The organism is Agreia sp. Leaf283, assembly GCF_001422485.1.
GTDB lineage: Bacteria > Actinomycetota > Actinomycetes > Actinomycetales > Microbacteriaceae > Agreia.
On the sequence record NZ_LMNF01000002.1, the window covers coordinates 804,146 to 816,813 of the forward strand.

General features: G+C 68.9%; 10 protein-coding genes. 4 read left to right on the top strand and 6 right to left on the bottom strand.

The features are described from left to right. Positions 1–33: 33 nt before the first annotated feature. Positions 34–2,175, top strand: coding sequence for an Ig-like domain-containing protein (locus tag ASF51_RS12630; RefSeq protein WP_162236959.1), 2,142 nt, complete (start codon positions 34–36; stop codon positions 2,173–2,175). Here ASF51_RS12630 and ASF51_RS12635 read toward each other — a convergent pair. Both ASF51_RS12635 and ASF51_RS12640 read right to left on the bottom strand, forming a co-directional pair. After that, positions 2,145–2,540, bottom strand: a complete 396-nt coding sequence (locus ASF51_RS12635; RefSeq protein WP_055930092.1) for a CrcB family protein — start codon at positions 2,538–2,540, stop codon at positions 2,145–2,147. The two genes, ASF51_RS12630 and ASF51_RS12635, sit on opposite strands and share 31 nt — an antisense overlap. Further along, entirely contained in the window at positions 2,537–2,944 is a 408-nt protein-coding gene (locus ASF51_RS12640) for a CrcB family protein (protein ID WP_055930096.1), read from the bottom strand. Before ASF51_RS12640 ends, ASF51_RS12635 begins: the two co-directional genes overlap by 4 nt. Before the next feature lie 78 nt (positions 2,945–3,022). Between ASF51_RS12640 and ASF51_RS12645 the strand changes: the two genes are divergently transcribed. After that, positions 3,023–5,155, top strand: coding sequence for a RecQ family ATP-dependent DNA helicase (locus tag ASF51_RS12645; protein WP_055930098.1), 2,133 nt, complete (start codon positions 3,023–3,025; stop codon positions 5,153–5,155). Positions 5,156–5,165: 10 nt separating this feature from the next. Further along, a complete protein-coding gene (locus ASF51_RS12650) occupies positions 5,166–6,731 on the top strand; it encodes a deoxyguanosinetriphosphate triphosphohydrolase family protein (protein ID WP_055930101.1) in 1,566 nt (521 codons plus the stop codon). A 6-nt stretch (positions 6,732–6,737) separates the two neighbouring features. Here the strand turns inward: ASF51_RS12650 and ASF51_RS12655 are convergent, their stop codons facing one another. From ASF51_RS12655 to ASF51_RS12670, 4 genes are read right to left on the bottom strand one after another with little or no spacing between them, the layout of a single operon-like run. Next, positions 6,738–7,451 carry a GAF and ANTAR domain-containing protein gene (locus tag ASF51_RS12655; protein WP_055930104.1) on the bottom strand — a complete coding sequence of 238 codons (714 nt, stop codon included), beginning with the start codon at positions 7,449–7,451 and terminating at the stop codon, positions 6,738–6,740. A 40-nt stretch (positions 7,452–7,491) separates the two neighbouring features. Continuing rightward, positions 7,492–8,196 (bottom strand): GAF and ANTAR domain-containing protein, encoded by a 705-nt coding sequence (locus ASF51_RS12660; RefSeq protein ID WP_055930107.1) that lies wholly within the window; start codon positions 8,194–8,196, stop codon positions 7,492–7,494. Between the two features lie 2 nt (positions 8,197–8,198). Further along, positions 8,199–9,599, bottom strand: coding sequence for a dihydrolipoyl dehydrogenase (gene lpdA, locus ASF51_RS12665; protein ID WP_055930110.1), 1,401 nt, complete (start codon positions 9,597–9,599; stop codon positions 8,199–8,201). A 49-nt stretch (positions 9,600–9,648) separates the two neighbouring features. Beyond that, positions 9,649–10,221 carry a flavin reductase family protein gene (locus ASF51_RS12670; RefSeq protein WP_082479833.1) on the bottom strand — a complete coding sequence of 191 codons (573 nt, stop codon included), beginning with the start codon at positions 10,219–10,221 and terminating at the stop codon, positions 9,649–9,651. A gap of 109 nt (positions 10,222–10,330) precedes the next feature. Here ASF51_RS12670 and ASF51_RS12675 point away from each other — a divergent pair, with 109 nt between their 5' ends. Beyond that, positions 10,331–12,628, top strand: a complete 2,298-nt coding sequence (locus ASF51_RS12675) for a transglycosylase domain-containing protein (protein WP_055930112.1) — start codon at positions 10,331–10,333, stop codon at positions 12,626–12,628. Positions 12,629–12,668: the final 40 nt, after the last annotated feature.

Here is a 12,668-nt window from a genome sequence, read left to right on the forward strand (position 1 = left end):
AGGCCCCTAAATGGGAGGTACGTGACTCTCTTCGTGCCGGCAACACCACACGCCGCAGCAACGCGCCGCCGTGCTGCCGTCGTGGCGACCGCCGGCGCCATCCTGGGCATCGTTCTGGCCGTGCTCGTCGCACCGGGTCTCTCCGCATCGGCGACCGAGACCGACCCGACGCCCACCCCGTCACCCGACTCCACCGTCGCGATCGCCACGCCCGTGATCGAGCGGCCCGCGGCATCCGAGCTCGTGGGCGAGGCCATCACGTTCAGAGGCACCGCCGAGCCGTCGGCGGGCATCGACCTGTATTCGGAGGCGGGTGGCCAGCCCCTCTGCAGCGTCGTCGCGAACCCCTCGGGCGTGTGGACGTGCGACGTCACCATCGAGTCCACCTCGTCGGTCACCGTGCGCGCCGTGCAGACCGTCGACGGTCAGACGTCGGAGACGAGCGTGCAGATCTCCGTGCTGAACGCGCCCACGGCCGGGCCCGGCGGCGGCGGAACGGTGTCGAGCGGAACCGTCATGGGCTCCGGGCTTCCGGGCGCGACGGTGACAGCGACGGTCGGCGGGGTGTCGTGCACCGCGACGGTCGATTCCACCGGCTCGTGGTTCTGCGCCCTGCCCGCCGGCACCACCAGCGGAAGCTATCAGCTGACCGCCAGCCAGGTCGCGCCCTGGAGCGGCGGCCGCTCGTCGGCATCCAGCGCACCGACCGAGCTCACCATCGATGTCGACGCACCCGCCCCACCGGCAGTGACCATTCCCGCGAGCCCTGTTCCGGCGACCGGCGCGACCTTCTCCGGAACCGGCGAGGACGGGGCGACGGTGACCCTGTTCGCCGGCCCGCATTCCCTGTGCCAGGCCGTCGTGACGGCCGGTCGCTGGTCATGCACCTCGGCCGCGATCGACATCGGCAACTATGAGGTGTCGGCCATCCAGCAGGACGCGGCCGGCAACATCAGCACGGAGAGCGCCCGGGTCTCGGTGGCCTTCGGCACCGCCGCGACCGCGACGCCCGCACCGACGCCTCAGCCGAGCTCGTCGGCGCCCGAGCCCGCGCCGACATCCACGGCGCCGCCGACCCCCGCCGACGGCGATCTGCCGGCGGCGACCCCCGAGCAGCCGCAGGCCCAGCCGGATGCGTCGGCCCAGGCTCCGACAGCCGTCACGCCGGGCGGGTGGTCGGCCGCGACACGGTTCAGCGCGGGCATGAAGCCGGCATTCGGAAGCGCCGGGGCCATCGACTGGACCCTGGCCTTCGGAATCGGGCTGGCGATGGTCGCGCTCCTCGCCGTGCCCGCACGGCTTCTCGCCGGAACCCTGCGCGGGCTGCGTTCGGCGCCGTCCGCGGCCGGCTCGAGGAGTGCGCGACTCACGGGTCGCAACCGCTCCCGTCACCAGGAGTTCGAGTCCGCCCCGGCGCTGTCGTGGAACACGCGTGTCACGGGCGCCTTCGCCCTGGTCGCGACCGCGACCATCACCGTTCTCAGCGCGCCGGTGGCCGACGAGCCGGCCTATCTGCGCCTGCTCGTGGCCGTCGCCCTCGGAATCGTCGCGGTGAACGCGGTCGCCGTCCTGGTTCCCCGGCTGCTCGCACGCTGGGTCTTCGACGTATCCGTCGACATCCGGCTTCGCCCGATCTACCTTCTGGTCTCGGTGGGTGCGACCGTGCTCTCGCGCACCCTCGACCTCGATCCCGCGCTGGTCTTCGGCATCGTCTTCGGCCTCGCCCTGACAGCGCCTGCCTCGCGACGCGCACAGGGGCGCCTGGCGGCACTCCAGATCGGGTCTCTCCTGGTGATCGGCGTCACCGCCCTGCTCATCTCCGGTTCCTTCTCGGCGAGTGCCGGAACGGTCGCCGCCTTCGTCGCGGAGTTCGTGAACACCGTTGCGCTCGCCTCCCTGGGCGGCGCCGCCTTCCTGCTTCTTCCGATCGCCGACCTTCCCGGGCGGCAGATCCTGCGCTGGCGGCGGCTCGTGTGGCTCGTCCTCGCGCTGGCCGGATTCACGTTGCTCGCGGGCGTGCTCTCTTCGGCGCTCGGCGGACTCGGCGGCGGCGCGGGCATCATCCTGATCGCGCTGCTGTCACTGGTCTTCGCCGCGGTCTGCGTCGCCGTCTGGCTGTGGGTGAGATTCGTGCGTGCTCCCGCTCACGACGAGAGCAGCACTCCCAGCGCGTAGCCTCCGACCGCGAGCGCCAGACCGACCGAGAGATTGAGCAGGCACGACAGGGCGGCCACGCCACTGCGCCCGTCTCGAATCAGAGCCACCGTCTCGACGCTGAAGGTACTGAAGGTGGTGAGGCCGCCGGCAACCCCGGTGATGAGCACCAGGCGCACGTCGGTCGACAGCGCCAGGGTCGAGGCGAGGCCGGCTGCACAGCCCGCGAGCGCCGACCCGACGCCGTTGACGACGAGCACCGCCCACGGAAAGCGACGGAGGCGCGACGAGGATGGGCGCGAGGCAACCCAGGTGCTCACGGCATAGCGCACGACCGCCGCGAGACCCCCGGAGAGCACCACGACGAGGGCGAGGAGGGGCGTCATTCGGCGACCCTTTTGCGTGACCGTTCTCCCAGTCGAATGCCGAGGAACGAGGCGCCGAGGCCCAGAACCAGGGTGACCACCAGATACACGACGGCGAGAACCACCTGGGGCGGTGTAGAGACGGTCAGGAGCACCAGCGCCAGGATCACGGCCGAGAACGTCGTGAACGACCCGAGCAGGCCGGGGCCGAGGGCCGCCTTCAGAACCGACGACGCGCCCCGAGCGAAGAGGCCGCCCGTGAGCCAGCCCAGAACGAAGGAGCCGACCACGTTGATGAGCAGCGTGCTGAGGGGGAACTGCTCGTCGGAGTGCGGGAGCACCGTATCGAGGCCGAGTCGCAGACCGCTGCCGAGCACTCCACCGAGGAACACCGCGACGAGGTGGGTCAGCGGTCGGTTCTGCACAGGGGGGAGGTTACCCCTTTTCACCCCGGGATGCGTGCACGGTCGCCGGGCGTCGGCGGTCGATGGCAGGCTCGAGTCATGACGACATCCGAACCCGCCCAGACCGCGACCGACATTCTGCGCTCCCTGGTCGGTCGGCCCGACGCCGAGTTCCATGAGGGTCAGGCCGAGGCGATCGACGCCCTCGTCAGCGACCGCAGCCGAGCGCTCGTCGTGCAGCGCACCGGGTGGGGCAAGTCGGCCGTCTACTTCATCGCCACGCTGCTGCTGCGGCAGCGTGGTGCCGGTCCCACCATCCTCGTGTCTCCCCTGCTCGCACTCATGCGCGACCAGGTGGCCGCCGCCGCTCGGGCTGGAGTCACGGCCGCGAGCCTCAACTCCGCGAACACCCACGAGTGGGAATCGATCAAGGAGCGGCTCGCCCGCAACGAGATCGATGTTCTGCTGGTGTCGCCCGAACGGCTCAACAACCCCCGCTTCCGAGACGAGCAGCTGCCCGAGCTCGTGCGGCGCACCGGCCTGCTCGTCGTCGACGAGGCGCACTGCATCTCCGACTGGGGCCACGACTTCCGCCCCGACTACCGCAGGCTTCGCACGCTGATCGCCGAGCTTCCCCCGGGCGTGCCGGTGCTCGCCACGACGGCGACGGCGAACTCCCGGGTGGTCGCCGACGTGGCCGAGCAGCTGAGCGTCGACGCGCAGGGCGCCGACGCCAATGCGGTCGTCACTATCAGGGGGCCGCTCGCCCGCGCGTCGCTGCGGCTGGGCGCCCTGAGGCTGCCCGACGCGAAGGCCAGGCTCGGCTGGCTGCTGACGCATCTCGACCAGATGCAGGGCAGTGGCATCATCTACGCGCTCACGGTGTCGGCCGCCGAAGACACGGCGCGGCTTCTCCGGGAGGCGGGCCATGAGGTGCTGGCCTACACCGGTCGCACCGATCCGGCCGATCGCGAGGCCGCCGAGGCGAAGTTGAAGAACAACGAGGTCAAGGCGCTCGTGGCGACGAGCGCGCTCGGAATGGGGTTCGACAAGCCCGACCTCGGTTTCGTCATCCACCTCGGCGCTCCGTCGTCACCCGTGGCGTACTACCAGCAGGTCGGCCGCGCCGGCCGCGCCACGGCGAATGCCGACGTGCTCCTGCTGCCCGGCAGAGAAGACCCGGAGATCTGGCACTACTTCGCCACGGCATCCATGCCCGACGACAGGCGCGCCCGCGCCGTGCTCGACGCGCTCGACGCAGAGTCCGGGCCACTGTCGACCCCCGCGCTCGAGGCGCTCGTCGACCTGCGCAGAACCCCTCTCGAGCTGCTGCTCAAAGTGCTCGACGTCGATGGCGCGGTGTCGAAGGTGCAGGGCGGATGGCGCTCGACGGGCCTGCCCTGGGTCTACGACGCCGAGCGGTACCAGCGCATCGCCGCCGAACGGGTGGCCGAGCAGCAGTCGATGCTCGACTACGAGACGACCACCGGGTGCCGCATGGAATTCCTGCAGCGCGCCCTCGACGATCCGACCGCGGCGCCGTGCGGACGCTGCGACAACTGCACGAGCGCCTGGTACGACAGCTCGGTCGCATCGGGTGACCAGGTCACGGCCGAAGCCGCTCTGCAGCGGGTCGGCGCGGTCATCGAGCCACGCACGCAGTGGCCCACCGGCGCGTCGGAGCGTGGAGTCTCCGTGAAGGGGCGCATCGCCGTCGACGAGCGCGTCGAACCGGGTCGAGCGCTGGCCCGGCTCACCGACCTCGGCTGGGGCGGAACGCTGCGGCAGCTCTTCGCTGCGGGATCGCCCGACGAGGCGGCGAGTCCCGCGCTCGTTCAGGCCTGCGCACGCGTGCTGGGCGAATGGCCGTGGAGCGAGCGCCCCGCAGCCATCGTCAGCATGCCGTCGAGGCGACGGCCCGTTCTCGTGCGCTCGATCGCCGATGGACTGTCGCAGCTGGGCAGGCTCCCCCACCTCGGATCACTCGATCTGGCCGGCGGGGGCCCCGACGGCGCGCCCGGCGGCAACAGCGTCTACCGGCTCTCGTCGGTGTGGCAGCGTTTCGCCGTGGGAGAGCAGCTGTCCGAACGGCTCGACGCCCTCGACGGCCGACCGGTGCTGCTCGTCGACGATCTCGTCGACAGCCGATGGACCATCACGGTCGCGGGCCGCGAACTGCGTCGACACGGCGCCGGCAGCGTGCTGCCCTTCGCTCTCGCCCTGCAGATGTAATCTCGGTCAGATGAGCACCGCAGACGCAGGGCAGAACACCTCCGAGGCGCGCATCCGTCGGCGCATCCCCGAACAGCTCGACCCTATCGAGCGCATCGAGCCCCAGCCCGACTTCCGCGTCGATCTCGAGCGCATCAGATTCTCGCCCTATTTCTCTCGGCTGTCGGCAGTCACCCAGGTCATCTCGCAGGCCGGGGCCGGTCCCGTCATCCACAACCGACTCACCCATTCGGTCAAGGTCACCGCCGTCGCCCGGTCCATCGCGGTGATGCTCGAACAAGACCAGGGCGACACCGGGCGTCTGGTGCGCGAACTCGGGGGATGCGATCCCGTCGTCGTGCAGGCGGCCGCCAGCGCGCACGATCTGGGGCACCCGCCGTTCGGCCACCTCGGAGAACAGGTTCTCGACCGGCTCGCGCGCGAGCGCCTGAACCTGTCCGAGGGGTTCGAAGGCAACGCCCAGACCTTCCGCATCCTCACAGAGCTCGACGCGTGCGATGCCACCGAGCAGGGCCTCAACCTCACCGCCGCGGTGCGTGCGGGCGTTCTCAAGTACCCCTGGCTCCGGGCCGAATGGCAGTCGCGGGTGCGAACCGACATGCCGGACGGAATGCCCCGGGGCGTCGGATCGCAGCGCAACGGCGGGGCCGACAAGTTCTCGGCCTACACGCTCGACGCCGACGAGCTGCGCGAGGCCCGCTCCGCCTTCCCCGGCATCGGCGAGTGGCGTCAGACCGTCGAATGCTCGGTCATGGACATCGCCGACGACATCGCCTACTCGATCCACGACCTCGACGACTTCTACCGGGCCGGCGTTCTGCAGCAGGCCTCCGTCTCCGCCGAGCTGCGCAGCTGGCTCCGCGACCAGGCACGGCTGTCACGGCTCGACGAGCAGTCGCTCGAGGCGAGCGCCCGCACACCGGGCCATGCCCTCGAACTGGTGCGCCGGCGCATCCATGCGCGCGATGCGTGGAACGCCTCCGACGACGCCTTCAGGGCCGCCGTGCAGAAGGTCAGCGAAGACCTCGGAGACGGGCTGCTCTCGGTTCCGTTCGACGGCTCGATGGGAGCCGAGCGGGCGATCTCGTCGTTCACGCGCAGCTGGATCAACAGGCTGCAGCGCTCGATCGTCGTCGACCGCGACCCCCACGTCAGAAGCGCGCATGTGAGGCTCGGCCAGCAGGCCTGGCACGACGTGGTCGTGCTCAAGTTCGTTCACACGCGTTTCGTGCTCGAGCGACCCGACCTCGCCACCTACCAGCGCGGCCAGGGTCGTGTGCTCGAGACCCTCGTCGAGGGCTTCCGGGCCTGGCTGTCCGACGACGACGACGCGGCTCGCGCGCCCCGTCGCCTGGTCGAACTGGTGCAGGTCGCCACGGCCGGATACTTCCGGTTGCGGTCCGACTCCCCCGAGCTGCTGCGCGGGCGCATCGACGACGAGAGCCTCATCGCCCGAGGCCGCGGGCGCGGCATCGTCGACTACATCGCCTCGCTCACCGACAGCCAGGCAATGGGGGTGGCGGCTCTGATCAGCGGCACATCCGAGCATCTATGGGAGAGCGGAACGGGCATCTGACAGCAGTCAGATCGTGAGTCGCCTCTCGACGACGTCGCGCGCGACGTCTTGAAGCCGGACCCCGTTCGTGCGCGCGTAGGTGCGCAGAAGAGTGAACGCGCCGTCCATGTCGAGCGAATGGGTGTGTGCCAGAACGCCCTTGGCCTGTTCGATGAGCACCCGGCTGTCGAGCGCCAGCTGCAGCTGCTGACGGGCGACGTCGCTCTCGCTCATGGCCCGCTGGTGCAGGATGCCGATGGTGGCGATGTCGGCGAGCCCCCTGGCCACGGCGATGTCTTCGTCGGGCAGCCGCCCCAGGGTGGCGCGGAACAGGTTGAGGCTGCCTATGGTCTCGCCCCGGAGCTGCATGGGGATGCAATGCACCGAGCGGAACCCCAGCGACAATGCCTTCTGCGCGAACAGCGGCCAGACGTCGACCACGTCTGCGACATCGGAGACGGCCACCACCGTGCCGCTGAGGTAGGCCTCGATGCACGGCCCCTCTCCGGCACGCAGCTGCATGAGTTCGACCAGCCGACTCTCCTCGCTCGTCGACGCGAGCACCTCGAGCTGGCCCCCCGACGCTGCCAGGGTGAGCCCGGCGCCCGCAGCGTCGAGCAGCTCCGCGCAGGTGCTGATGAGCGTGTGGAGCAGCTCGACCACGTCGTAGTCGGCCACCAAGGTGTCTGCGAGGGTCACGAACGTGGCGGTCAACTGAGCCTCGCGCGTTCTGCTCACCATGAGGTCAACCTTAACTGTCGCGGGCGAGCACATCGAGCGATCACGGCATCTCCTCGGAGAACACGAGCCGCCTGTCGACGACATCGCGGGAGACCTCGACCACGGTGCGCCCGGTCGAGAAGGCGTGAGCACGGATCAGCAGGGCAGCGTCGGATGCCTGGATGCCCATCTGCGCCAGCACCATCCCGGTGGCCTGATGGAACTCCCGTCGTGACGACGCGGGCTCCTCCTCGTTCGAGTCCTCCTGCGAGCGGTGGTCGTCGAGCACCCGGTGCAGCACGTGCCACACCGCGAATCCGGCCAGTGCCACCGCATCGGCCACCTCGCCGTCGTCGAGCCGCGCCGGCCGCTCGGTGTACAGGTCGACCGCACCGATGCCCACTGCTCCAAGGGCCAGCGGGAACGCGAAGACGCCCATGATCCGCTCGTCGCCGAGCGCCCCCACGAGAGCAGGCCAGGCGTCACAGGCCGTCTTGTGCCGGATGTCTTCGGTCAGCACCGGACGACGGCTCGCCAGGGCCTGCCAGCACGGCCCCTCTCCCAGATCGAACTGCAGCTCGTCAAGCCGACTCGCCCGGCGGTCGCTCGCGCAGATGGTGCCAGGTCCGGCGATGCCGCCGAGGACGGATATGGACACACCCGTCACCGGCAGCACCGACAGGAACGGCGAGCAGAGGTCGGCTCGCAGATCTCCGGGCGTCGACAGCGCGCGCACCGCGTCATCGAATCGCGCACGATCGGACATGTCTACAGGTTGATCATGTGCCCCTTGAGCCCGTGGAATGCCTCCTGCAGGGCCTCGCTCAGGGTGGGGTGCGTGTGCACGTTGCGTGCCAGCTCGGTCGCCGTGAGGTCCCACATCTGCGCAAGGGTGAGCTCCGGGAGCAGCTCGGACACGTCGTGACCGACCATGTGGCCACCGAGCAACTCCCCGTACTTCGCGTCGGCGACCAGCTTGACGAAACCGGCCGGCTCGCCGAGCCCGTGGGCCTTGCCGTTGGCCGTCATGGGGAACGTCGAGACGAGCACGTCGTGCCCCTCGTCGCGCGCCTGCTGCTCGGTGAGGCCGAAGCTCGCGACCTGCGGCTGGCAGAAGGTCGCCCGCGGCATGTTGCGGTAGTCGCCGAGCGACTGGGTCTCGGCGCCGGCCATCGTCTCGGCGGCCACGACACCCTGCGCCTCGGCGACGTGTGCGAGCTGCAGCTTGGCCGTGACGTCGCCGATGGCGTAGATGTTCGGAACGTTGGTGCGCATGTGGTCGTCGATCGCGATCGCTCCGCGCTCGGTCAGCTGCACGCCCGTCTTGTCGAGTCCGAAGCCCTCGACGCGCGGTGCGAAACCGATCGACATCATGACCTTGTCGACCTCGATCGACCCCTGCGCGCCATCCTTGGCGGTGTACGAGACGGTGACGGACGAGCCGTTGTCGACGATGCTCTCGACCTTCGTCGAGGTGAGCAGCGTGACACCCAGCTTCTTGTACTGCTTCGCGATCTCCTTGGAGACGTCGACGTCTTCGTTCGGAAGAGCCCGGTCGAGGAACTCGATGATGGTGATCTCGACGCCGTAGTTGCGCAGGATGTAGGCGAATTCCATTCCGATGGCGCCAGCGCCGACGATGACCATCGACTTCGGCAGCTCGCGGGTCAGGATCTGGCTCTCATAGGTGACGACGTTGTCGCTGAGGGTCACACCGGGGAGGAGTCGAACGGTCGACCCGGTGGCGATGATCGCGTTGTCGAACGTGAGCTGCTCTGCCGTTCCGTCGGACTTGGCGACCGTGAGCGAGTGGCTGTCGTCGAACGAACCCCGGCCGTCGTACTCGGTGATCTTGTTCTTCTTCATGAGGAAGTGCACGCCCTTGACGCGCCCGTCGGCCACCTTGCGGCTGCGGTCGAAGGCCGCGCCGAAGTCGAACGAGGCCTCTCCGGAGATTCCGAACTCCGTCGCCTGGGTGGCGAAGATGTTCGCCAACTCGGCGTTGCGGAGCAGAGCCTTCGACGGGATGCAGCCCACGTTGAGGCAGACACCGCCCCAGTACTTCTCTTCGACGACGGCGACGCTGAGCCCGAGCTGCGCGGCACGGATGGCAGCCACATAGCCGCCGGGGCCGGCTCCCAGAACGACGAGGTTGTAGTGAGCACTCATTATGTTTTAGGACTTCCTTCGGTTTGCACGAGGTCTTTCACGTGCAACTCTATTCGCCTATGCGCGAGTGCGACCCCAGCCTGTGCCACGTGCGGTTGTGGTAGACGAGCGGCTCGGCGGAATCGGCCTCGTCCGAGGTGCCCGCCTGCAGGGCGTGCACGGCGATCACGGTCGAGCCCCCGGCATCCATGCGTTCGATGACCCGCCCCCTGATCCAGGACTGGGCCGCGGGGAAGTAGGGCTCTCCGGTGATCAGCCGATCCCAGATCGTGGTGTCGGCGAAACGGTCGATGCCGCTCGTGGCGCAGAGCGTCGCGAGGTCGAGCTGCTGCGCGCCGAGAAGATGTACGACCACGGTGTCTGCCGCGCGGATAGTCGGCGCACTGGAGGACTGGCCGGAGACGGAGAACACCAGCAGGGGCGGCTCGGCGCTCACGGAGAAGACCGAGGTGGCCGTGAGGCCCACGGGGCCGTCGCCCGCATCGGCCGTGATCACGGCGACCCCGGCCGGATGGTTGCGGAACACGGCCTTGAACGAGTCGGCGTCGAGGCCCGCACTGTCGGAGATGGGCTCGACCGAGCCGACGTGCCGGGTGCCGCGTGCAGAGGTGTTCAGTGTCATGGGACTCAGCCTTCACCCGACGGGCCGTGGGCGGAAGTCGTGTGACTCTCTGTGACACCGTGGCACGATTCAGGCACCTCGGAGGTGCATCTACGTATCCTCAACTGTTATGCCTGAATCCTCGTCACGTGTCCTGTCGGCGGCGAAGCCCTGGCTGAAGCTGCTCGGAGTGAGCGTCATCGCCGGTGTCCTCGTCACCGCCCTCGCCGTTCCCGCCGTATCGCTCACGAGCGCAACGGTCTCCCGCTCGGTCGGCCTGTTCGAAGACCTGCCGTCGACCCTCGACATCGGTGCGCTGTCGCAGAAGTCCGAGATCTACTCGACGAACACCGATGGATCGAACACGCTGCTCGCGACGGTCTTCGACCAGAACCGCCAGGAGGTCGGCTGGGACGAGATCGCCCCGGCGGTCAAGGACGCGGTCGTCTCGACGGAGGATCCGCGGTTCTACGAGCACAACGGCGTCGACCTGACATCGACCCTGCGCGCGGCCCTCAGCAATCTGACCTCAGGCGGGGTCGAGAGCGGAGCGTCGACCATCACCATGCAGTACGTGAAGAACATCCTGGTGCAGCGGGCCGAGACCCTCGACAACGAGGCCGACCGCGAGAAGGCCTACGCCGAGGCGACCGACACGTCGCTCGACCGCAAGCTGAGCGAGATGCGGCTGGCCATCGGCCTCGAGAAGAGGTACGACAAAGACCAGATTCTGCTGGGCTACCTGAACATCGCCAACTTCGGCGGGTCGGTCTACGGCATCGAAGCGGCCGCCAACTACTACTACGGCACGACGGCCGCGCAGCTCACGGTCGCGCAGGCCGCGAGCCTGATCGCCACCGTGAACGAGCCGAACGGCCTGCGCATCGACGAGCCCGAGAACATCGAGGCGAACAAGGCCCGTCGCGACATCGACGTGCTCGCATCCATGCTCAAGCAGCACACCATCACGAAGGCCCAGTACGACGAGGCCGTCGCCACCCCCGTCACCCCGGCGATCACCGAGCCGTCGACGGGATGCCAGACCGCGGCATCCGGTGCCGCCTACTTCTGCGACTACGTGACCTGGATCGTCAAGAACGACCCCACGTTCGGCGCCACGGCCGACGAGCGCTGGTCGAACTTCAAGACGGGCGGATTCCAGATCTTCACGACCCTGAACCCCACCCTTCAGGCCAACGCGAACGAGACCATGACGGAGTACGTGCCCGCATCGAGCGACGAACTCGACCTGGGCTCGACCATCGTCACGGTCGAACCGGGAACGGGCCGCATCCTCGCGATGGCGCAGAACAAAAGCTACGTGGCCGGAGAGTCGACCGACCCCGGCAGCACCTCGCTGAACTACAACACCGACCAGGGCTATGGAGGGTCGAGCGGGTTCCAGGTCGGCTCGACCTACAAGGTGTTCACGCTCGCGGAGTGGCTCAAGCAGGGCAACACGCTGGGCGAACGGGTCAACGGCAATCCTCAGACCTTCGATCGCGCCGACTTCACGAATTCCTGCGTCGACATCAGCGGCGAGCCCTACGCCCCGAAGAACGACAGCGGTTCCCGGCCCGGCACCATCACGGTGCAGTACGCCCTCACGGACTCGGTGAACAACGCCTTCATCGCCATGGCCGAAGACCTCGACCTCTGCCAGATCCGCAACACGGCCCAGTCGCTGGGCGTGCACCGCGCTGACGGAGGCGAACTCGGCTCGAACCTCGCCGACATCCTGGGCACCCAGACGATCGCGCCGCTGACCATGGCCGCCGCCTACGCCGGTATCGCGGCCAACGGTGTCTATTGCAAGCCCATCGCCATCGATCGCATCCTCGACGCCTCGGGCGCTGAGCTGCAGCCTCCCCAGGCCGACTGCGCCCAGGCCCTCGACCCGTCGGTCGCGTCGACCCTCGCCTACGCGATGAAGGGGCCGATCCAGAGCGGAACGGCGACAGCCTCGAACCCGTACGACGACGTCGAGCACATCGGCAAGACGGGCACCACCGACAACGAGAAGGACACGTGGATGATCGGGGCGAGCACGAGGGCCGCCACCGCCGTCTGGGTCGGCAACGTCTCCGGCGACGTCTCGATGACCGATGTCGAGACGAACGGGTACTCGGGCTACAGCGTGCGTCACCGGATCTGGAAGTCCGTGATGACGGCGAACGACGAGGTCCTGCAGCCGGCCGCCGACTTCCCCGATCCCGACGACGACCTGGTCTACGGGTCCGGCTCGGGATCGAACTCGAGCGACGACTCCTCGACCGACGCACCCGCTACGACGACTCCGACTCCCACGACCGATCCGACACAGCCGGGTACCGTCCCGACTCCGCAGTCCAGCGTCGCGCCCGCGCCGGCCCCGGGAGACGACGGCACCGTGGGCCGCGGCGACGAGGATCAGCCCGGCCAGAACTAAGGCTCTTGCCCTTCGGGCGAGTGAGGCGTATCGTACAACC